The following is a 20601-nucleotide window of genomic DNA, read 5'->3' on the forward strand; positions in this document are numbered from 1 at the left end:
GGGGGGGGCCCCCCCCCCCCACGGCAAAGCGCTACACTCACAACGGAAATTCGCACTTCAGATGGAAAGCAAACCCCCACGCCATTCAGCGCCGTTTGAGCAAGGCCATGCGCAGGCAGCGACAAACAACCTCGTCGCGCTGGTTGATCAGTTCGTGGGCGAAAGTGACGATCCCGGCATCGGGGCGCGACTTGCTGGCGCGCAAGTCGACGACTTCGCTGGTGGCACGCATGGTATCGCCGATGAATACGGGAGCCGGCATGACAAGCTTGTCGTAGCCCAGATTGGCAACAAGCGTGCCGAGCGTTGTGTCGCCCACCGACAACCCGACCATCAGTGCGAAAGTGAACGTACCGTTGACCAGTATCTGGCCAAATTCGCTTGCCTTGGCCGCTTCGGCATCCAGATGCAGCGGCTGCGGGTTGTGCGTCATCGTGGTAAAAAGAAGGTTATCGGTCTCGGTCACCGTCCGACGGATCTCGTGCGCGATGCGGTCACCAATCTGCCATTCATCGAAATACCTGCCTGCCATCACTCAGCCTCCACCCGCACCAGCAGCGCATCCACCTGCACTTGCGCTCCCGTCTGCACATTCAATTCGGTGACAGTGCCGTCGAACGGCGCAACCAGCGCGTGCTCCATCTTCATCGCTTCAAGCACGAGCAGTGTCTGACCCTTGGTCACCGCCTGTCCGGCGGCTACCTCAACAGCGATGACCCGTCCCGGCATGGGCGACACTATGTCACCATCGTGCAGCGAGTGGTGGCCGCTCCCGCGCATCTGGTGCTGGAACAAGTAACTGTGCCCGTTGCGGATAATGGCCAGACCACCGTCACACGCGTATGAAGCGAGGCCGATGCCACCTGCCAAGGGATCGGGATGCGCGCTGGACTGCAAGTCCACGGTCTTGCTGACCCCGTCAAGGCTGATGACCAATTGGTCGACGCCAGGTGCGTTCAGTCGGAACCCGTTCAACGGCGTCCATTTGAAATTGCCCGTGAGTTCGCGGGCCGCGTAAAGCCACAATTTATCATTGGCATCCGGCCGAACCACGAGCGCATCCTCATTTCTGGCGATGAAGCCGGTATCAATGATTGCTGCTGTGAATTCCGGATGAGAGAGCGCAGCGGTCAGGAAGCCCGCATTGGTCCGCACCGGCCAGATCATGATGTTGCCAACCGCTCGGGCAAGTTCTGCAGCAGCCTCGGCGCGATCGGGGCGATGGACGATCACTTTGGCGATCATGGGATCGTAAAAGGGGCTGATCACGTCAGTTTCGCTAACCCCGGCATCAACCCGTTCAGACGTGCTGAAGTCCAGAATGTCCAAGCGCCCGACGCTCGGCAAGAACCCTTTCGCCGGGTCTTCTGCGTATAGCCGCGCTTCCATCGCCCAGCCGTTGATCGAAAGCTGATCCTGACGTTTGGGCAGCGCTTCGCCGCTCGCCACGCGCAACTGCCATTCGACCAGATCGACCCCGGTGATCATCTCGGTGACAGGGTGCTCCACCTGCAGGCGGGTGTTCATTTCCATGAACCACACCCGGTCGGCGCGCAGGCCCTCGCTCGCATCGGCGATGAACTCGATGGTGCCTGCGCCCTCATAGTTCACCGCCTGCGCCGCGCGGACGGCAGCGCCGCACACGGCCGCACGAGTGACTTCGTCCATACCCGGCGCTGGCGCTTCCTCGATCACCTTCTGATGGCGGCGCTGGAGCGAACAATCGCGCTCGAACAAGTGCACGACATTGCCATGGGCATCGCCGAAAACCTGCACCTCGATATGGCGGGGAGACAGGATGTATTTCTCGATCAGCACGCGGTCGTCGCCAAAGCTCGACGCGGCTTCACGACGGCAACTTGCCAGTGCATCGGCAAAGGCGGCTGCGGCATCGACGCGGCGCATGCCCTTGCCCCCCCCGCCCGCTACCGCCTTGATCAGAACCGGATAGCCGATGGCATAGGCCTCAGCCTGCAGACGTTCAGGCGACTGGTCTTCGCCCAGATAGCCCGGCGTAACGGGCACGCCCGCCGCGATCATCCGCGCTTTGGCCGCGTTTTTCAGCCCCATCGCGCGGATCGAGTCAGGTCTGGGGCCCACCCAGATCAGTCCTGCATCGATCACGTCTTGGGCAAAATCGGCATTTTCCGACAGGAAGCCATAGCCGGGATGGATCGCCTGCGCCCCGCTTTCCAGCGCGGCGGCGATGATCCGCTCGCCCACCAGATAGCTTTCGCGCGCGGGCGATGGCCCGATATGCACTGCATCGTCCGCCTGCCGCACATGCAGCGCATTGCGATCAGCGTCGGAAAAGACCGCAACCGTGCGAACGCCCATGCGGCGCGCGGTGCGGATGATCCGGCAAGCGATCTCGCCCCGATTGGCGATGAGCAGGGATTGGATCATCGGCATTACATCCTGAACACCCCGAACCGGGGTGCCTCCGCGATCGGCGCCGCAAGGCAGGCTTCCAGCGCAAGTCCCAGCACATCCCTTGTCTGCACCGGGTCGATCACGCCATCGTCCCATAACCGGGCGGTGGCGTAATAGGGGTTGCCTTCGTCCTCATACTTCTGGCGGATCGGCGCCTTGAAGGCTTCGGCCTGTTGCGCAGTCCACGTCGCGGCGTCGCGGTGAACGGTGGCAAGCACGCTCGCTGCCTGTTCACCACCCATGACGCTGATCCGCGCGTTGGGCCAGGTGAACAGAAATCGCGGAGAATAAGCGCGGCCGCACATCCCATAATTGCCCGCGCCGAAGCTGCCGCCGATCAGCACGGTGATCTTCGGCACTTGCGCGGTGGCGACGGCTGTCACCAGTTTTGCGCCATGTTTGGCAATACCTTCCGCCTCATACTTGCCACCAACCATGAAGCCGCTGATGTTTTGCAGGAACAGCAAGGGAATGCGTCGCTGGCAGGCCAGTTCGATGAAGTGCGCGCCCTTCTGCGCGCTTTCCGAAAACAGCACGCCATTGTTGGCCAGGATTGCCACCGGCTTGCCCCAGATGTGAGCAAAGCCGCAGACAAGCGTGGTACCGTAAAGCGCCTTGAACTCGTGAAATTCGCTGCCATCGACCAACCGCGCGATCACTTCGTGCACATCGTAAGGCGCGCGCACATCCTCGGGGATGATGCTGTAAAGGTCTTCGGCAGGGTATTTCGGTGCGAATGGCGGCCTTGTGCCGCGCGATTGTGCCTCGGCTTCACGCGACACGAATGGGCCTTGGAGGTGAGACACGATGTCCCTCACAATCGTCAGCGCGTGCTCGTCGTTTTCGGCGAGGTGATCGACCACGCCGGACTTGCGCGCATGGAGGTCGCCACCGCCCAAATCCTCTGCAGTGATCTCCTCGCCTGTCGCCGCCTTGACCAATGGGGGGCCGGCAAGGAAGATTGTCCCCTGCCCGCGCACGATCACCGTCTCGTCGCTCATCGCAGGGACATAGGCACCGCCTGCGGTGCAACTGCCCATGACCGCAGCGATCTGCGGGATGCCCCGCGCGCTCATGTTCGCCTGATTGTAGAAGAACCGACCGAAGTGATCGCGATCGGGAAAGACCTCTGCCTGGTTGGGCAGATTAGCGCCGCCGCTATCGACCAGATAGAGGCACGGCAAATGATTTTCCGCTGCGATTTCCTGCGCTCGCAGGTGTTTCTTCACAGTCATCGGGAAGTATGTGCCGCCCTTGACCGTCGCGTCATTGGCGACGATCATGCACTGTCGACCCGATACCCGGCCGATCGCGGTGATCAGTCCTGCGCCGGGCACCTCGTCGCCATACAGTCCGTTGGCCGCAAGTTGCCCGATCTCAAGCAAGGGCGAGCCGGGGTCGAGCAGGCGCTCCACGCGTTCGCGCGGCAGAAGTTTCCCCCGGGAAACATGCCGCTCACGGCTGCGCTCATCGCCACCCTGCGCCGCTTGCGCCACGCGCGCGCGCAAGTCGGCCGCCAGCGCGCGGTTGTGCACGGCGCGGGCCTGCGTGCGGGGATCTTGCAGATCAAGGTTGGTAGGCAGAATTGGGGCGCTCATCCGTTTGCACCGATCAGTTCGCGCCCGATCAACATGCGGCGGATTTCGTTGGTGCCCGCGCCGATGTCGAGCAACTTCGCATCGCGCAAGAACCGTTCGACCGGCCAGTCCTTGGTGTAACCAGCACCGCCCAGCGCCTGAACCGCCTCGCCCGCAACGCGGAATGCGCTTTCGCTGGCAAGCAGGATCGCGCCCGCAGCATCGAAGCGCGTGGTGTGTCCTTCATCGCAAGCGCGGGCGACCGTGTAGACATAGGCGCGCGCCGATTGCAGCGCCACGTACATGTCGGCGACCTTGGCCTGCATCAACTGGAAGCTGCCGATCGGCTGTCCGAACTGCTTGCGCTCGCGGACATAGGGAATGACGACGTCAAGGCAGGCCTGCATGATGCCGATCTGCATGCCGGCCAGAACGACGCGCTCGTAATCCAGCCCGCTCATCAGCACGCCGACTCCGCCGTTGACCGGGCCCATCACGTTTTCTTCGGGGACGAAGCAGTCCTGAAACACCAGCTCAGCGGTGGGCGAGCCGCGCAGTCCCATCTTGTCGATCTTCTGGCCGATCGAGAACCCGGCAAAGTCCTTCTCGATCAGAAAGGCGGTGATGCCCCGGCTGCCGCCCTGCGGATCGGTCCGTGCATAGACCACCAGCGTATCGGCGTGGCTGCCGTTGGTGATCCAGAACTTGGTACCGTTCAGGCGATAGCCGCCATCGACCGGATCGGCGCGCAGCTTCATCGAGACGACATCGGACCCCGCCCCGGCCTCGGACATGGCCAATGCACCAACGTGTGCGCCCGAGATCAGCCCGGGAAGATATTTCGCCTTCTGCTCATCGTTGCCCCAGCGGCGGATCTGGTTGATGCACAAGTTGGAATGCGCGCCATACGAGAGCCCGACCGAACCGGAAGCACGGCTGACTTCCTCGACCGCGACAACGTGCTCAAGATAGCCCAGCCCCAGCCCGCCCCATTCGGGCTCGACCGTTATCCCGTGCAGTCCGAGATCGCCCATCGGCGCCCACAATTCGCGCGGAAACCGGTCATCGCGGTCGATTGCAGCGGCAAGTGGCGCGATCTGCTCGTCGGCAAAGCGACCAGCGGCTTCACGGATCATGAGGGCGCTTTCGGTCAATCCGAAAGCCAATTCGGGCGTTGCGCGCATCGGTAGTCTCTCCCGCTTTATGGACGCAGGCTATCATCGGTCAGGACGCATGAAAAATTGATTCGATGCGCTGGACAGGATAGATTTTACCTATGCTAAAGCGCGTTCAGGTCCGGCAGTTTCTGGCCGTTGTCGATACCGGCAGCTTCACCGCAGCCGCACGCCAGTTGCACGTGACCCAGCCAACCTTGTCGTCAGGGATCGCCGAACTGGAAAAGATCGTCGGCAGCCGCCTGTTCGAACGCGAACGGCGGGCCATCCGGCTGACCGAGGCGGGAAATCGGCTGCTGGGCCCGGCCCGCGCCATCGAGCGCGAGTTCCGGAACGCCGAGGCGCTCGTCAACGCTGCCCCCACGCCCTTGCCACCCTTGCGGCTGGGCGTGTTGACGTCACTGCCATCGCGGCTTGTTGCCGCCATCGCCGCGACCGGAAGCGCGGGTCGGCCGCTAGCCCTGACCGAAGCGAGCGATGGTGAACTGCGTCACCGGCTTGCCGACCACCGGCTCGATGCCGCGCTCACACTTTTGCGCACGGGCGAGGCTGGCGAATGCCTGATCGATGAAGGCTATGCCATGATCCTGGGTGAGGATCACCCATTGGCTCATCGCGACAGGCTTGCCCCCGAAGAACTGGCGGGCGAGACGATGATCGCGCGCCGATCGTGCGAAATCCTCGCCCAGACCAGTCGCTTTTTTACCGCGCGCGGGGTCCGTCCGCGGTTCGTGCTGCGCAGTACCGGCGAAGATCGCTGTCTGGCGCTGGTTGCCGCAGGCGCCGGCGTGACGACGGGGCCGATATCGCTGGTCGGCAAGGGCACGGTGGCGATCCCGCTTGACGGGTATGATTTCCGTCGGCGCATCGGGCTGGTTACGGGGCATGGCGCGCAAGGCCACGATCACTGGGGTAGGCTGAGGCAGGATATGGCCGCGCTATGTGCGAAGTTGACAATCTAGGCGCCTCCGCGATCGGCAATGCCAAACCATGACCTCTTGCGCTTGGTGCGAGGGCGTTTGATAGGAGGTCGCCATTCTCGATCTGCCAGGGCGACGCCATGACCACCCCAGACACCGTTCCCGCAACCGATCACGCCTTGGACCGCCTGTTGGCGATCATGGCGCGACTGCGCGATGCCGAAAGTGGCTGCGAATGGGATCTTGCGCAAAGCTTTGCCTCGATCGCCCCCTACACGATCGAGGAAGCCTATGAAGTCGCTGACGCCATCGCGCGCAACGACCTGAGCGCGCTGCGCGAGGAACTGGGCGACTTGCTGCTGCAGGTCGTGTTCCACGCGCGCATGGCCGAGGAACAGGGCGCCTTTGCCTTCAACGATGTTGCTGCGGGGATCGCCGACAAGATGGAGGCGCGCCACCCGCACATCTTCGGTAGTGAAGATGACCATGGTCAGGCGCGCGAGGAACGATGGGAATCCGCCAAGGCGGCCGAGCGTGCAAGCAAGGGTGACGTCGGCGCGCTCGATGGCGTTGCCCTCGCCCTGCCCGCGCTGATGCGCGCAGAAAAGCTCCAGAAACGCGCGGCACGAGTAGGCTTTGACTGGCCCGATATCACCGGGCCCGAAGCAAAGCTGGCCGAGGAAGCACGCGAACTGGCCGAAGCGCTGAGCGCTGCCGAGCGGGTCGAGGAAGCCGGCGACCTGCTGTTCAGCGCGGTGAACCTTGTCCGCCGCTATGGCGTCGCCCCTGAGGAAGCCTTGCGCGCTGCCAATGCCAAGTTCGAGCGCCGCTTCCGCGCGATGGAAGCGTTGGCGCAAGGCGGCTTTGCGTCGCTGTCGCTCGATGAACAGGAAGACTTGTGGCGCGCCGTGAAAGCGTCAGAGCCGCGCAAAACGGCCTAGTTCGCGCGAGGTCAACCGCACGGTCAACCGCGAGGCAGGCGCGCCGCCAGCATCCTCGGTTGCCGCCTCGGACAGGATCTCGCCATGGGCATGCAACCAGGCGAGCTTTTGCCCTTCGGCCATTGGCACAGTCATTTCAATGACCTGTGCTCCATTGGTCAGTAACGACCCGAGCTTTTCCAGCAAATCTTCGACGCCTTCTCCGGTCAGAGCGGAAACCGGCACAACCGGACGGTCGGGCACGTCATGGTCGATCAGGTCTTGTCGCATCAGCCGATCCTCTGCGCTGAGCAGATCAACCTTGTTCCATGCCTCGATGATCGGAACCGTGGCGCCGTCTTCCCCGAACACGCCCAAATCGGCAAGAATTTCCTCGACTTCTCGCTTTTGCTGGGCGCTTGCCGGATTGGCGACGTCACGCACATGGACGATGACGTCGGCTGCCGTCACTTCCTCAAGCGTGGCGCGGAAGGCAGCGACGAGCTGTGTTGGCAAGTCCGAGATGAAACCCACCGTGTCGGACAGAATGGCCTTGTCCACCGCAGGCAGGCGGATGGCGCGCATCGTCGGATCGAGCGTGGCGAACAGCAAATCTTCGGCCATCACCGCGGCGCCGGTCAGCCGGTTGAACAGCGTGGATTTGCCCGCGTTGGTGTAGCCGACCAGCGCAATCACCGGCCAAGGCGCGCGCTGCCGCCGCTCGCGGTGAAGCCCGCGCGTACGCCTGACCTGATCGAGTTCGCGGCGGATACGCGCCATCCGGCCCCGGATAAGGCGGCGGTCAGCCTCGATCTGCGTTTCACCGGGGCCGCCGAGGAAACCGAAGCCACCGCGTTGTCGCTCAAGGTGGGTCCACGAACGGACCAATCGCCCGGCCTGATAATCGAGGTGCGCAAGTTCGACCTGGAGACGACCTTCGGCGGTAGCCGCGCGCTCACCGAATATCTCAAGGATCAGGCCAGTCCGGTCGATGACTTTACGCTTGAGTTTTTCCTCGAGGTTGCGCTGCTGGATCGCTGACAAAGCGCCATCGACGACGATCAGATCGGCGTCGGACTGGAGGCAGGCCGTCTCGATTTTGTCGACTTGGCCCTCGCCGAACAGGGTTGCGGGACGAATGGCGCGAATGGGCAGGATGAAGGCATCGACTACCTCCAGGCCGATCGCCCGCGCGAGGCCCTGCGCTTCCTCAAGCCGCGCCTCGGCATCGTCACCAAGGCCACCGCCGCGCGCGCTTGCGCCGCCCTGCCCGCCACCCAGCCTTTGCCGGATGTCGGGCAGCACCACGATGGCACGCGCGCCGCGCGTGACTTCGCCTGCCAGATCGTCATCGTTGCGCCCGAACTCGAACGAACTCACGCGAAAAGCCTCACGCAGCGGGCCTTGTCAGACGACGGTTCAATTGGCTTCGCCGTCCCAGTCGCCCGACAGATCGACGTGGCCAGCGGGCTGAACTGTCGAAACGGCGTGCTTGTAGGCAAGCTGCACATAGCCTTCGCGTTCAAGCAACATGCAGAACAGATCGTAAGCGGCAACCTTGCCCTGAAGCATGACCCCGTTGACGAGGAACATCGTCACCGAAACACCCGCGTCGCGCACGCTCGACAGGAAAACCTCCTGAAGCAGGCGCTTGCGGTTCGAATCATCGCTGCCGCCCTGAAAGTGCGCGACCGAAAGCTGCTGACCCGGCATGATTGTGCTGATCGCGTGCTTGTAGACAAGCTGCGATTGACCATCGCGGCGCAACAGAATCGAGAAGTTGTCGAACCAGGTGACAATGCCCTGCAGCTTGACGCCCTTGACCAGAAACATGGTGACGGGGATCTTGTTCTTGCGCAGGTGATTGAGGAAAACATCCTGCAAATTCTGGCCCTTGGCACCACCGACGGCGGGCGGCGGGGCGGCAACATCCTGCTCGACTTCCGTCTTGGCAGCGCGAGGTCGGGCGGTGAGGGTACGTCCGGTCATCAGGTGACTCCTTTTGTTTTGGCGTGGCCCTTTATGGTGCCATCGCGATCTGGCCGTTGCCTTTGGCGTTTGCGGAGCAATCCGCATCTGCCGGAACAACGACCGGGTTCTTTCGGGATTGTATTGTCCCGAGCGACTTGCGTAAACCATCAAACGCGCAAGTGTGTGCGATCCTTTGCGCGATTGCGTACGAATACGAACCCAGACCCGGGCGCAAGTACCCTCGGCTCAGTCGACATCGTCCTCATCGCGACGATCGGCCATGCCAAGTAGCTTGAGCTTGCGATGGAGCGCCGAACGCTCCATCCCGATGAAGTTCGCCGTCTTGGAAATGTTGCCCGAAAACCGACGGATCTGAACCTTCAGGTATTCGCGCTCAAAATTCTCGCGCGCCTCGCGCAGCGGCACCCCCATCAAGGCCGAACTTGTGGAGTCGCCGCCGAGGCGCGTGGTCAGAATCTCGGAAGGCAGCATGTCCACGTCGATCCGCATGATCCGATCGCGCGGCGCCAGAATGATCGTGCGCTCGACCACGTTGCGCAACTGCCGCACATTGCCGGGCCAGTCATAGCTTTGCAGCGCAGCGATCGCTTCCGGCGAAATCGCAGGAGGAGCAACGCCCTGTTCCGTCGCATATCGCGCGAAGAAGTGGTCGACCAACGCCGGAATGTCGTCGCGCCGATCGGTCAGCGACGGCACCGCAACCGGCACGACATTCAAACGGTAATACAAATCCTCGCGAAAGCGGCGCTCGGCAATCTCACGCTCGAGCACCCGCGACGTCGAGGAAACGACCCGGACATCGACCCGGATCTGGCGATTGCCGCCCACGCGCACGAATGCCTGCTCGGTCAGCACCCGCAAGATTCGCGCCTGGCTGGACGCGGGCATGTCGGCCACCTCGTCGAGGAACAGCGTGCCGCCGTCGGCCATCTCGAGCAAGCCTGCCCGCACCAGCTTGCCGTCGGCTTCCTCGCCAAACAGTTCCTGCTCGAAGCGCTCGGGCGTGATCCTTGCCGAGCTCACGGTTACAAAAGCATTTTGCGCGCGCGGGCTCCACGAATGGAGCAATCTTGCGGCCACTTCCTTGCCCGCGCCCGCTGGGCCTGCAATAAGCACCCGACTGCCGGTATTGGCGACCCGCTTGAGCGTGGCACGAACCTGATTGATGGCCGAACTGTTGCCGGTGAACTCGTCAGCCATGGCAAAGCCCTGGCGCAACCGTGCATTCTCGCGGCGCAACTGTTCGGTTTCGGTGGCCCGTTCAACCAGCAGCAAAAGCCGCTCGGCTTCGAACGGCTTTTCAAGAAAGTCGACAGCGCCGCGACTGATCGCCGACACCGCTGTGTCGATGTTGCCGTGCCCCGAAAAGATGATCACCGGCAGTTCGGGCTCGCGCTTCTTGATCTCGTCGAGCACTTCGAGGCCGTCCATCGGGCTGCCGTGGAGCCAGACGTCGAGCAACACGAGACTGGGGCGGCGCTGGTCGATTGCGGCGAGCGCGGCGGTGCTGTCCCCTGCCAGTCGGCAATCGTAACCTTCGTCGCTCAGCACACCGGCGACCAGTTCGCGGATGTCGCGTTCGTCGTCGACGATCAGGATATCAAGTGCCATCGGATCAATACTTTCGGCTAAATGCCTCTGGAGGGTATGGCGGACGTGAGGGTGGCGGCGTCAGCGGTGGCGGGGCCACCCGATCCACCTTCGGAGCCCGAACCGGCGCCGCTGCTGGCCATGGGATCACGCGCAAACCGCATGGTCACACGCGTTCCCTGCCCGTCCGGGGAAGGCGCAAAGGCCATGGCGCCACCGTGTTCCTCGACGATCTTGTTGACGATGGCGAGGCCGAGCCCGGTCCCCTTTTCGCGGGTGGTGACGTAAGGTTCGAGGATTCGATCGCGTTCGGCAGGAAGCCCGATGCCGTTATCGGTCACGACGACCGTCACCGCGTAGCGGTCGCTTTCCAACGCAACGGCGATCCGGCCGCGATAGTCCAGATCCTCGTTCCGCCCGCGTTGCTCCACGGCTTCGAGCGCGTTCTTGAGCACGTTGGTCATGCATTGGCCGAACTGGTGCCGGTCTGCCTGAAAGGAAAGCGCAGGTTCGCCTTCGAACACCCAGTCGATTTCACTGTGCGCCACTTCCTGCAGGAACAAGGCCTGGCGCACCAGATCGCTCGCATCCTCTTGCCGGAACACCGGCTTGGGCAGGCGCGCGAAGGACGAGAACTCGTCAACCATCTTGCGCAGATCGCCGACCTGCCGGATGATCGTGGCGGTCAATTCTTCAAACAGCTCGGGATCGGTCAGGATCTGCCTGCGATAGCGGCGCTTGAGCCGCTCTGTCGCCAACTGGATCGGGGTGAGCGGGTTCTTGATCTCATGCGCGATCCGCCGCGCCACATCGGACCAGGCAGCGCGGCGCTGATCGAGCAACTGGCGGGTGATGTCCTCGAACGTGATCACGTGACCATTGACGTCGGCAGTCACCTTCACCGCCAGTGTGCGCAAATCACCCTCTCTGGCGTACTGGAGGACGGTATTGGCCTCACCCGCGGCGATGGCCTGCGCGAACTGCGGCGCCACGACCGACAGGGACTGCCCGGTCGGCTCGCCTGCGGAAGCGCCTTTCAGGAAACGCTGGGCTGAGCTGTTGATCAACTGGATGCGCCCGTCGCGATCGACCGAGACGATGCCCGCGCTGATCGATTCGACAACCGCCTCGATGAACGCGCGGCGCACTTCGAGTTGGGCGTTGACCCGAACCAGCGCCTGCGTCTGCCCTTCAAGCTGGGCGGTCATCCGGTTGAACGCGCGGGTCAGCAGGCCGATCTCATCGGTGCCATTGCCCGGCGCCACGCGCATCGCAAAGTTGCCGGAGCCGACATTGCGCGCGGCCGAAACGAGCGCGACCAGAGGCGCCACCTGTCGGTCGGCAAAACGCAACGCGACCCACACCGCCAGCGCGACCAGCGCCAGACTGATGCCGAACAGCGCAAGGTTGAAGCGCAGTTGCAGCGCCCGCGCGCGCCGGGTGAGGACATCATAGGCATTGAGCACCGATTGCGCGCGCTTCCATTGGTCGAGCGCCAAAGCATCCGAATTGCGAGCGACATACAGGAAAATTCCGCGCGAGCGGTCGATTGCGGTCACTGCCTCGATCCGCTCGGCCGAGGCATTGACCACCACCGCCTCGCCCGCATCGATCCGCCGCAACTCATCAGGTGTCACCCGCTGGCGACTGTCGGCACGGTTGGGATCGACGATGGCGGCGGTACGCAAGGTACCGTCGGGCCCGCGCTCGACAATCGCCGATTCGTCCAGTTTGCGGCTGATGACCTGCCACGAATACCCTTCGGCAAACTCGGGACTGGTGATCGCGGCCTGCCCCAGATAGCTGCGGATGTCGCCAGCCATGACGACGCTTTCCTTGCCCACATCGCGCAGCTTGTCGGTGTAGTAGCCATGGGCGAGGTTGTTGGCATTCTCGAGCATTCCGCGCGAATTGTCGGAAAACCAGAACTCGACGCCGGATTGAAACAGCAGCGAGGCGAACAGCACGACCAGCAGCGTCGGAATAGCCGCGATCAGCGAGAACAGCCAAACGAGCCGCACATGGAGCCTGCCACTGCGGCCCAGCACGCTATTGGTTGCTCGCTTGAGCGCCGCTCGTCGACCGCCCAGCACGATCAGCGCCATCGCCGGAACCAGCGTGCCGATCAGCAGGCTGGTTGTCAGGCGTGATGGCAGCAGCGCGTTGCCGCCCGCATTGGCCGACAGCATCGCCCAACTGATCCACAGCATCAGGCCAAGCGTGACGCCTGCGGCAAGTTCAAGCAGGAAGAAGACGTTGGCACGCCGCAGGATCACCAGCAGACGACGCCACCAGCGCGGAAAGCGTCTTGGCCTGCCTTTCGTCCGCTCGGTCATAGTGGCTGTTATACAACACCCCTGTTGCAAGATGGCAAGCTATTTCATGCAGGCTGTAATCTTGACACCACCTGAACCGGCTTGACGACGCGCCAGCCCAAAGCGCGTCGGCGTCAGACGAGCGAGGCGGTATCCTCGGGATGGATGTCGAGCTCGGACAGACGTTTGCGCAATGTGTTGCGATTGATCCCCAGCAATTGCGCTGCGCGCAACTGGTTACCGCCGGTGCGCGCTAGCGCATGGAGGAACAGCGGCCGCTCGAACGCGGCGAGCGCGGTGTCGTAAAGCTGCCCGGCCGGCGGGTCGACTTCGGCGACCCAGGCGCGCAACGCATGGGCAAGGTCGACCGGAGCCGCCTCCTCCGGGTCGCTTGGGCGCGGATAAGCGGCGCGCTCGCTGGCCAGAAGCGGCTCAATGGCAGCCACATCGATCAGTTCATCGCGCGCCAGCAGCGCCAATCTATAGACAAAATTGCGCAGTTCGCGGACATTGCCCCGCCACAACTGCCGCGACAGCAAGGCTGCGCCGGCCGCGGACAACTGGCGGCGTGGCAGGCCTTCGGTAGCGGCGCGGGCGAGAAAATGGCGCGACAGAGCCTCGATATCGTCAGCCCGTTCGCGCAATGGCGGCAACTCGATCGGCACAACCGCGATGCGGTAATACAGATCCTCACGGAACTGCCCGGCGGCAATCATCGGTACGAGATCGCGATTGGTGGCAGCGATGATCCGGCAGTCGAGCGTGATCTCGGCAGTTCCGCCGACCCGGCGGATGCGTCCCGATTGCAACGCGCGCAACAGCCGGGTCTGCGCTTGCATCGGCATGTCGCCAATTTCGTCAAGGAACAACGTGCCGCCTGCCGCCTGCTCGAACTTGCCGATCTGCCGCGCCACAGCGCCAGTGAAGGCCCCCTTTTCGTGCCCGAACAGCTCGCTTTCGATCAGTTCGCCGGGGATGGCTGCGGTGTTGACCGCAACGAAGGGCCCATTGGCGCGATTGCCGAGCTGGTGGATCGCTTCTGCCACCAGTTCCTTGCCGGTGCCCGATTCGCCGAGCACCAGCACGGTCAGATCATTGCGCAGCACGCGGGTGATCATGCGGTAGACCGCCTGCATCGCTGCGCTGCGCCCGACCAGCGGCAGTCCCTGCGGCATGTCCTCGGGGCCATCGAACGCATCGCCAGCGTCGATCGCACCGATCGCCTGGCGCACGGTGCGCACCAGTTCCTCAAGATCGAATGGTTTGGGGAAGTATTCGAAGGCGCCGGTATCGCTGGCGCGAACGGCGGTATCGAGCGTGTTCTGCGCGCTGAGGATGATGATCTGCATCCGTGGCGCAGCATCGCGCACCCGGCCGAGGGTCTCGATCCCGTCGCCATCGGTCAGCACCACGTCGGTCAACATCAGGCCGTACGACTTTTCGGCCAGCAGCCGATCGCGCCCTGCGATCGAATCGCAGCGATCGACCGCGTAGCCCTCGGCCTCGAGCGCAGCGATGATAACCAGCGCGATCGAGGCGTCGTCCTCGACCAGCAGGATCGATTGCTTCATGGCCGGGCGGCTCCGGCAACAGGCAGGTGCAGGCGAAAATGCGTCATGCCCTTGGCCTCGTCCCGATCATGCGTCACCCGCCCGTTCATCTCGCGCACCAGCTTTTGCACCAGTGCAAGACCCAGCCCCTGCCCGCTCTTCTTGGCGGTGACGAAGGGTTCGAAGATATGATCGCGCAGCGCTGGATCGATGCCGGGGCCGTTGTCGCTGACCCGCACCTCGATCGGCAAGCGCAACGGCTTGCCACCGGGCCCCGCGTGCAACTGGATGCCGCTGGCAAAGCGCGTGCGCACCGCAAGGTGCGGCATTGGCTGCGTCTCGCACGCCTCGCGCGCATTGGTCATCAGGTTGAGCAGCACCTGCACCAGCGCATCGGGATTGGCCATGACCGGGGGCAGCGACGGATCGAACTCCTCCTCGACGGCAAAGCCACCCGAATGCCCCGCCGCCACGATCGCCTGAGCATGGCGCACCGCCTCATGCAGATTGCATTCGATAGCGGGTTCCAGACTCCGACGCGACAGCGACTGCATCTGATCGATCAGCTTGGCGATCCGATCGACCTCGGTGGTGATCAGCCCGGTGAGTTCGCGGTCCTTGCCCTCAAGCTTGCGGTCGAGCAGTTGTGCTGCGCCGCGAATGCCGGCCAGCGGGTTCTTGATCTCGTGCGCCAGCACCTCGGGCGCGCGCAGCGCCACACCCTCGCCCGCACCTGCGCCGCTGCCGTCGCCCGACAGCGCTTCGACCCCGACGGTCTCCTGTAGCACAAGCATGTGCCAGCCCGGGCAATGGGTGACCGGCGCGGTCATCACGTCAAGCCGCCGCGCCGGAGCACCAAGGATGCGCACCAGCGCGTCGCGCGCATGCAATTGCGCGTCACCTGCTGCCAGTCGTTCGAGGATCAGGGCTTCATCGAACGCGAACAGCGCGTCCACCCGCTTGCCCTGCAACAGCTTGGCACCTTGTCCGGCAAGCTGTTCGGCGGCGGGATTGACGCTCGAAACGGTCAGTTCGGGGGTTATCAGGAAAACGGCAAGCGGCAGACTGGCGACCATGCGCTTGGGATCGGGTTTGCCCGCATCGCCCCGGCGCCAGTCGAACGGCCCGCTCATGCCGCTTCCTGTACCTCCGGACGGTGCTCACCCTGAACCCGCCGGGTGGTCTCATCGAAGCGGCCGTAGAAGTCTGCGAGGCTTGCCAGCACGCCCTTGGCATCATCGATGAAGTTCACGCGATTGCGAAACTCCGCCGATCCGGGCAGGCCCTTGGTGTACCAGCCCAAATGCTTGCGCGCCATGTTGACGCCGGTGACCGCGCCATAGTGTTCGAGCATGGCGTGGTAGTGCTCCACGATCAGCGCGTACTGTTCGGCGATGCTGGGCTCGTCGCGGCGTTCACCGCTATCGAGCCAGTGCATCATCTGCCCCAGCAGCCACGGACGGCCATAGGAGCCACGCCCGATCATCACGCCGTCGGCGCCGCTCTGGTCGATGGCCGTGGCGACATCCTCGATCGTGCAGATATCGCCGTTGACGATCACCGGGATGCTGACCGCTTCCTTGACCCGCCGGACAAAGCCCCAGTCGGCATGGCCTTTGTACATCTGGTTGCGGGTGCGGCCATGCACCGTGATCATCTGCGCGCCGATATCCTGCGCGATCCGGGCGAGTTCGGGCGCGTTCAGGCTGTCATGACACCAACCCATCCGCATCTTCACCGTCACCGGCACCTTGACCGCCTTGACCGTCGCCTCGATCAGCGCCCTGGCTAGCGGAATGTCGCGCATCAAAGCGCTGCCGGCATCGCCGTTGACGACCTTGCGCACCGGACAACCCATGTTGATGTCGATGATCGCCGCGCCCTTGTCCTCGGACAACTTGGCGGCTTCGGCCATCTGCGCGGGTTCGCAACCGACGAGTTGCATCGATACCGGCTCTTCGGACAAGTGCCACGCGGCCTTCTGGATCGATTGGCGCGTTTCGCGGATCGCGGCGGGGCTGGCGATCATCTCGGTGACGTTGAGGCCCGAGCCGAACCGGCGCACCAGCGTACGGAACGGCAGGTCGGACACCCCCGTCATCGGCGCGAGCACGACCGGGCAATCGACCGCGACGGGTCCGATGGCGATGGGGTTGAGCCGGGGCGGGACGGGCGTGGTGCTCATTGCTTGATCAATCTGCCTAAAAAACAGGCAGTCGCTTAGTCGATTGCGGGGCATGGGGCAAGTTCTGTAAGGGCTGCGTCAATGGTAGCGTTTTCCCCCCCTTCCCCCGCAAATGCCGGAGTCGTCGATGTCGTCGCAGCAGTCGTCGTGGCTGCGGGCAAAGGCGTTCGCGCAGGCGGCAGCGTACCCAAGCAATTCGCGATGTGGCGCGGCAAGCCGCTGCTCGCCCATTCGGTTCAAGCGCTGATCGCAGCAGGAGCCGCACCGATCATCGTCGCCATCCCCGAAGGGTTCGAGCCGATGGCCCGCGCAGCGCTCGGCGATCTGCCGCTCGTGCGCTTTGTCCATGGCGGGGCGACGCGGCAGGCCTCGGTTCTGGCCGCGCTGGAGGCGTTGGCAGGCGACGCTCCGCGCCATGTCCTGATCCATGATGCCGCCCGCCCCGACCTGCCCGAAGCGGTCATCTCCGGGCTGCTGGCGGCGCTGAAAAGCCACCCCGGCGCCATTCCGGTGTTGCCGGTGGTCGACAGCGTGGTGCGCGGCAGCGACGGCTTGCGCCGCGCCCATGTCGAGCGTGACGGCCTGTTCCGCGTGCAGACCCCGCAAGCGTTCCATTTCGATGCCATCCTGACCGCGCATCGTGGCTGGAGCGGCGCGGCCGAGGCTGGTGACGACGCCGCGGTTGCCGAAGCGGCCGGGCTTGCGGTGGCGCTGGTCGAAGGCCATGAACGGCTGCGCAAGATCACCTTTGCGACCGATCTTGAGGAGGAAAACGCCGTGTCGGAACGGGCACTTTCGGTGCGTACGGGGATGGGCTTTGACGTGCACCGACTGGTGGCGGGCGAGGAATTGTGGCTGTGCGGGGTCAGGATCGACCACCCGCTGGGCCTGTCGGGACACAGCGATGCCGACGTTGCGATCCACGCGCTGGTCGATGCGCTGCTCGGCGCGATCGGTGCGGGTGACATCGGCGATCACTTTCCCCCCAGCGACATGCGCTGGAAGGGGGCCTCATCGGACCGCTTTCTGGCCCATGCCGCCGAACTGGTGCGCGATTCGGGCCATGTCATCAGCAATGTCGATGTGACCATCATCTGCGAGGCGCCCAAGATCGGGCCGCACAAGCAGGCCATGCGCGCGCGACTTGCCGAAGTGCTGGGAATGGCGCAGGAGCGTGTCAGCGTCAAAGCCACCACCACCGAACGGCTCGGCACGACCGGACGCGGCGAAGGCATAGCCGCGCAGGCCATCGCCACGTTGATCGCCGTCTGATATCGCCTTCAGATAACGCCGCCTTATCCCAGGGCAGGAGTTCCAGAGTATGCCATTTCCCCGCACCGCACTGTTATTGTCCGGCCTGTTCGCGCTGGCGACCAGCCAGACGGCACAAGCCGCTGATACCGCCACCTGCCTCAGCCAGCCCGAAGTGGAAGGTATCGTTGCCTATGCCCTGCCGTTGCTGGTCGATGCGGCGGTAAAGACGTGCGCCCCGCGCCTCTCGCCCGACGGGTATCTGGCGACGCAGGGCGCGTCGCTGGTGCAGCGCTATGCAGCACGCAAGGCAACGACCTGGCCGATTGCCAAGGCCGCCCTGCTCAAACTCACCGCCGATGACACCGGCAAGAACGCCGGTAACGCGGCGCTCATGCGCGCCCTGCCCGATTCTGCGCTGCAACCCTTTGCTGACGTGATAGTCGTGCAGGCCATCACCAAGGCGATCAAGGCCGACGATTGCGCCCCGATCGAGCGCATCACCGGGCTGCTGGCCCCGCTGCCGCCCGAAAACACTTCGGCGTTGGTGACCACCATCATCGCGCTGGCAGACAAGCCGAAACCGGACGGCAAGGGCGGCAAGAGCGGCCTGCACGTGTGCCCGGTAGCCAAGGGTTGATCATGACCGATTCGCTGTTGCCCGATGATATCGTCGAACTCGCCCGCCAGGTGATCGAGGAAAACCGCGCGGCCGGCCTGACCGTGGCCGTAGCCGAAAGCTGCACCGGCGGGCTGGTCGCTGCGGCGCTGACCGAGATCGGCGGCTCGTCGGCGGTGCTCGATCGCGGGTTCGTGACGTATTCGAACGAATCCAAGCACGAAATGCTCGGCGTCTCGATGGACTTGATCGACACGTTCGGCGCGGTCTCGGTAGCGGTGGCCTGGTCGATGGCGCAAGGCGCGCTCAAGCGTTCGCATGCCGATGTTGCGGTGGCGATCACTGGCGTTGCCGGACCCGACGGCGGCTCGGAGCAAAAGCCGGTGGGGACCGTGGTATTCGCCTGCGCGCGGCGGGGTGAAGATCCCGAGGCGGTCAACGCCGAACTCAAGCTGTTCGACAGCGCGCGGACCCGATCGGGTGTACGCCGTCAGGCGGCGCTGGTGGCGCTCGAACTGTTGCTGCCGCCCTCACCCGCAACGCCATAGAGTTTTTCCGCGCGCGTTTCGAAGGCCGTCACCATCTTGCGAAACGCGCGGTCGAGGTATGCCCCGGCGATCCGCTCGAAGATGGCGTTGCGGAACGTGAAATCGACCACGAATTCGATCCGGCAGCCGCTTTCACCTTCAGGCGCGAAGGTCCATGCATTGTGCAGACTCTTCATCGGCCCATCGAGGTATTCGACGGTCAGTGCGCGCGGTCGATCCTTGCGCACACGCGACGTGAACTTTTCGCGCAGTGCATTGAACCCGACCATCATGTCGGCGACCATTTCGGTTTCGCTGTCCGATTTCACGCGCGTTGCCACCACCCACGGCAGGAACTCGGCATAGCGGCGCACGTCGGCCACCAGATCGAACATCTGCTCGGGCGTGAATGGCAACACACGGGTTTCGGCGATATGCGGCATTTCAGACGCGTGCTTTCGCCGCCGCCTTTTCAAGCAGACGAGCGCGGGCCGCGCGCATTTCGGCAAAATCCTCACCAGCGTGGTAGCTCGAACGGGTCAGCGGGCTCGACGCAACCTGCAGGAAACCCTTGGCCCGCGCAATCGCACCAAACGCGGCAAACGCCTTGGGCGTGACGAAATCGATCACCTTGGTGTGCTTCGGAGTCGGCTGCAGGTATTGCCCCATGGTCAGGAAATCGATCCCGGCCGAACGCATGTCGTCCATCACCTGATGCACTTCAAGGCGTTCCTCGCCAAGGCCGAGCATGATCCCGCTCTTGGTAAAGACCATCGGGTCGTGCGCCTTGACTTCCTCGAGCAGGCGCAGTGAGGCAAAGTACCGCGCGCCGGGGCGGATCGTCGGGTACAGCCGGGGCACCGTTTCAAGGTTGTGGTTGTAGACATCGGGCCCGGCGGCAACGATCGCTTCGACCGCCGCGCGCATCTTGCCGCGAAAGTCGGGGGTGAGGATCTCGATCGTGGTGTTCGGCGTTTGCTCGCGCAGCGCGCGGATGACTTTGACGAATTGGCCTGCGCCGCCATCGGGCAGGTCATCGCGGTCGACCGAGGTGATGACGATGTGCTCAAGCCCCATGCGCGCCGCAGCTTCTGCAACGTGGCCCGGTTCCTGATCGTCAACCTTGCGCGGCATGCCGGTCTTGACGTTGCAGAACGCACAGGCGCGGGTGCAGACATCGCCCAGGATCATCACCGTCGCGTGCTTCTTGGTCCAGCATTCGCCGATGTTGGGGCAAGCCGCTTCCTCGCACACGGTGTTGAGCTTGAGATCGCGCATCAACTGCCGCGTCTGCTCATAGCCCTTGCTGGTCGGCGCCTTGACCCGAATCCAGTCGGGTTTGCGGGCGCGGGCCGGACGGTCGGGTTCTGACGGCGATACGGGCTGGCTGGCAAGGTCGTTCATGCCTTGGCAGATAGGCCGAGTTGCGCCGTTCTGCCAGCCCCCTGATGATCGAAATGCCGCCATGGGCAAGGATCGTGCGCGCAGTAACCTTGCCAAGAGCGCTTGAAACTTGGCCCGGTGCAAGTCATGAGCCAGTCAATTCA

The 20601-nt window shown here is 63.9% G+C and carries 18 protein-coding genes; 5 read left to right on the forward strand and 13 right to left on the reverse strand.

The annotated features are described in order from the left end of the window. Positions 1–85: 85 nt before the first annotated feature. Genes LDN95_RS19605 through LDN95_RS19620 form a run of 4 tightly spaced genes read right to left on the reverse strand, consistent with a single transcriptional unit; the run spans position 86 to position 5194 of the window. A complete protein-coding gene (locus tag LDN95_RS19605; RefSeq protein ID WP_226019256.1) occupies positions 86–532 on the reverse strand; it encodes a MaoC family dehydratase in 447 nt (148 codons plus the stop codon). Next, entirely contained in the window at positions 532–2406 is a 1875-nt protein-coding gene (locus LDN95_RS19610) for an acetyl/propionyl/methylcrotonyl-CoA carboxylase subunit alpha (RefSeq protein WP_226019257.1), read from the reverse strand. The genes LDN95_RS19605 and LDN95_RS19610 overlap by 1 nt, the downstream gene beginning before the upstream one ends. A gap of 5 nt (positions 2407–2411) precedes the next feature. Continuing rightward, positions 2412–4031, reverse strand: a complete 1620-nt coding sequence (locus LDN95_RS19615; protein ID WP_226019258.1) for a carboxyl transferase domain-containing protein — start codon at positions 4029–4031, stop codon at positions 2412–2414. Continuing rightward, positions 4028–5194: an isovaleryl-CoA dehydrogenase gene (locus tag LDN95_RS19620; protein ID WP_226019259.1), complete on the reverse strand. Its 1167-nt coding sequence runs from the start codon at positions 5192–5194 to the stop codon at positions 4028–4030. The genes LDN95_RS19615 and LDN95_RS19620 overlap by 4 nt, the downstream gene beginning before the upstream one ends. A gap of 92 nt (positions 5195–5286) precedes the next feature. On the opposite strand from LDN95_RS19620, the gene LDN95_RS19625 reads away from it, so the two are divergent. Further along, positions 5287–6147, forward strand: coding sequence for a LysR family transcriptional regulator (locus tag LDN95_RS19625; protein ID WP_226019260.1), 861 nt, complete (start codon positions 5287–5289; stop codon positions 6145–6147). 98 nt (positions 6148–6245) lie between these two features. Beyond that, entirely contained in the window at positions 6246–7046 is an 801-nt protein-coding gene (mazG, locus tag LDN95_RS19630; protein WP_226019261.1) for a nucleoside triphosphate pyrophosphohydrolase, read from the forward strand. On the opposite strand, the gene hflX is transcribed toward mazG, so the two are convergent. The 7 genes from hflX to dusB form a co-directional block, all read right to left on the reverse strand. Further along, positions 7023–8405 (reverse strand): GTPase HflX, encoded by a 1383-nt coding sequence (gene hflX, locus LDN95_RS19635; protein ID WP_226019262.1) that lies wholly within the window; start codon positions 8403–8405, stop codon positions 7023–7025. The two genes, mazG and hflX, sit on opposite strands and share 24 nt — an antisense overlap. 39 nt (positions 8406–8444) lie before the next feature. Further along, complete coding sequence (hfq, locus tag LDN95_RS19640; protein WP_226019263.1) at positions 8445–9014, reverse strand: RNA chaperone Hfq; 570 nt, start codon at positions 9012–9014, stop codon at positions 8445–8447. A 228-nt stretch (positions 9015–9242) separates the two neighbouring features. After that, positions 9243–10628 (reverse strand): sigma-54 dependent transcriptional regulator, encoded by a 1386-nt coding sequence (locus LDN95_RS19645; protein ID WP_226019264.1) that lies wholly within the window; start codon positions 10626–10628, stop codon positions 9243–9245. 17 nt (positions 10629–10645) lie between these two features. Beyond that, positions 10646–12943 (reverse strand): ATP-binding protein, encoded by a 2298-nt coding sequence (locus LDN95_RS19650; RefSeq protein WP_226019265.1) that lies wholly within the window; start codon positions 12941–12943, stop codon positions 10646–10648. Positions 12944–13056: 113 nt separating this feature from the next. Further along, positions 13057–14493: a sigma-54 dependent transcriptional regulator gene (locus tag LDN95_RS19655; RefSeq protein WP_226019266.1), complete on the reverse strand. Its 1437-nt coding sequence runs from the start codon at positions 14491–14493 to the stop codon at positions 13057–13059. Beyond that, positions 14490–15605, reverse strand: coding sequence for a nitrogen regulation protein NR(II) (locus tag LDN95_RS19660; protein WP_226019267.1), 1116 nt, complete (start codon positions 15603–15605; stop codon positions 14490–14492). Before LDN95_RS19660 ends, LDN95_RS19655 begins: the two co-directional genes overlap by 4 nt. Beyond that, positions 15602–16657: a tRNA dihydrouridine synthase DusB gene (gene dusB / locus LDN95_RS19665; RefSeq protein WP_226019268.1), complete on the reverse strand. Its 1056-nt coding sequence runs from the start codon at positions 16655–16657 to the stop codon at positions 15602–15604. Before dusB ends, LDN95_RS19660 begins: the two co-directional genes overlap by 4 nt. An 81-nt stretch (positions 16658–16738) precedes the next feature. Here dusB and LDN95_RS19670 point away from each other — a divergent pair, with 81 nt between their 5' ends. Genes LDN95_RS19670 through LDN95_RS19680 form a run of 3 tightly spaced genes read left to right on the forward strand, consistent with a single transcriptional unit; the run spans position 16739 to position 19075 of the window. Next, on the forward strand, positions 16739–17929 hold the full coding sequence (locus LDN95_RS19670) for a bifunctional 2-C-methyl-D-erythritol 4-phosphate cytidylyltransferase/2-C-methyl-D-erythritol 2,4-cyclodiphosphate synthase (RefSeq protein WP_226019269.1): 1191 nt from the start codon (positions 16739–16741) through the stop codon (positions 17927–17929). A gap of 49 nt (positions 17930–17978) precedes the next feature. After that, positions 17979–18548, forward strand: coding sequence for a hypothetical protein (locus tag LDN95_RS19675; RefSeq protein WP_226019270.1), 570 nt, complete (start codon positions 17979–17981; stop codon positions 18546–18548). Between the two features lie 2 nt (positions 18549–18550). Beyond that, positions 18551–19075 (forward strand): CinA family protein, encoded by a 525-nt coding sequence (locus LDN95_RS19680; protein ID WP_226019271.1) that lies wholly within the window; start codon positions 18551–18553, stop codon positions 19073–19075. Here the strand turns inward: LDN95_RS19680 and LDN95_RS19685 are convergent. Then, positions 19018–19497: a type II toxin-antitoxin system RatA family toxin gene (locus LDN95_RS19685; RefSeq protein WP_226019272.1), complete on the reverse strand. Its 480-nt coding sequence runs from the start codon at positions 19495–19497 to the stop codon at positions 19018–19020. The two genes, LDN95_RS19680 and LDN95_RS19685, sit on opposite strands and share 58 nt — an antisense overlap. 1 nt (position 19498) lies before the next feature. Then, a complete protein-coding gene (gene lipA / locus LDN95_RS19690; RefSeq protein ID WP_226019273.1) occupies positions 19499–20458 on the reverse strand; it encodes a lipoyl synthase in 960 nt (319 codons plus the stop codon). Positions 20459–20601: the final 143 nt, after the last annotated feature.

Origin of the sequence: Novosphingobium sp. FKTRR1 (genome assembly GCF_020404405.1) — a bacterium.
Classification (GTDB): domain Bacteria; phylum Pseudomonadota; class Alphaproteobacteria; order Sphingomonadales; family Sphingomonadaceae; genus Novosphingobium.

Bases quoted from the DNA above. Each gene is read 5' to 3' on its own strand.
- LDN95_RS19605 (WP_226019256.1), bottom strand. From the start codon at position 532: ATGGCAGGCAGGTATTTCGATGAATGGCAGATTGGTGACCGCATCGCG.
- LDN95_RS19610 (WP_226019257.1), bottom strand. From the start codon at position 2,406: ATGATCCAATCCCTGCTCATCGCCAATCGGGGCGAGATCGCTTGCCGG.
- LDN95_RS19615 (WP_226019258.1), bottom strand. From the start codon at position 4,031: ATGAGCGCCCCAATTCTGCCTACCAACCTTGATCTGCAAGATCCCCGC.
- LDN95_RS19620 (WP_226019259.1), bottom strand. From the start codon at position 5,194: ATGCGCGCAACGCCCGAATTGGCTTTCGGATTGACCGAAAGCGCCCTC.
- LDN95_RS19625 (WP_226019260.1), top strand. From the start codon at position 5,287: ATGCTAAAGCGCGTTCAGGTCCGGCAGTTTCTGGCCGTTGTCGATACC.
- mazG (WP_226019261.1), top strand. From the start codon at position 6,246: ATGACCACCCCAGACACCGTTCCCGCAACCGATCACGCCTTGGACCGC.
- hfq (WP_226019263.1), bottom strand. From the start codon at position 9,014: ATGACCGGACGTACCCTCACCGCCCGACCTCGCGCTGCCAAGACGGAA.
- LDN95_RS19645 (WP_226019264.1), bottom strand. From the start codon at position 10,628: ATGGCACTTGATATCCTGATCGTCGACGACGAACGCGACATCCGCGAA.
- LDN95_RS19650 (WP_226019265.1), bottom strand. From the start codon at position 12,943: ATGACCGAGCGGACGAAAGGCAGGCCAAGACGCTTTCCGCGCTGGTGG.
- LDN95_RS19655 (WP_226019266.1), bottom strand. From the start codon at position 14,493: ATGAAGCAATCGATCCTGCTGGTCGAGGACGACGCCTCGATCGCGCTG.
- LDN95_RS19660 (WP_226019267.1), bottom strand. From the start codon at position 15,605: ATGAGCGGGCCGTTCGACTGGCGCCGGGGCGATGCGGGCAAACCCGAT.
- dusB (WP_226019268.1), bottom strand. From the start codon at position 16,657: ATGAGCACCACGCCCGTCCCGCCCCGGCTCAACCCCATCGCCATCGGA.
- LDN95_RS19670 (WP_226019269.1), top strand. From the start codon at position 16,739: ATGGTAGCGTTTTCCCCCCCTTCCCCCGCAAATGCCGGAGTCGTCGAT.
- LDN95_RS19675 (WP_226019270.1), top strand. From the start codon at position 17,979: ATGCCATTTCCCCGCACCGCACTGTTATTGTCCGGCCTGTTCGCGCTG.
- LDN95_RS19680 (WP_226019271.1), top strand. From the start codon at position 18,551: ATGACCGATTCGCTGTTGCCCGATGATATCGTCGAACTCGCCCGCCAG.
- LDN95_RS19685 (WP_226019272.1), bottom strand. From the start codon at position 19,497: ATGCCGCATATCGCCGAAACCCGTGTGTTGCCATTCACGCCCGAGCAG.
- lipA (WP_226019273.1), bottom strand. From the start codon at position 20,458: ATGAACGACCTTGCCAGCCAGCCCGTATCGCCGTCAGAACCCGACCGT.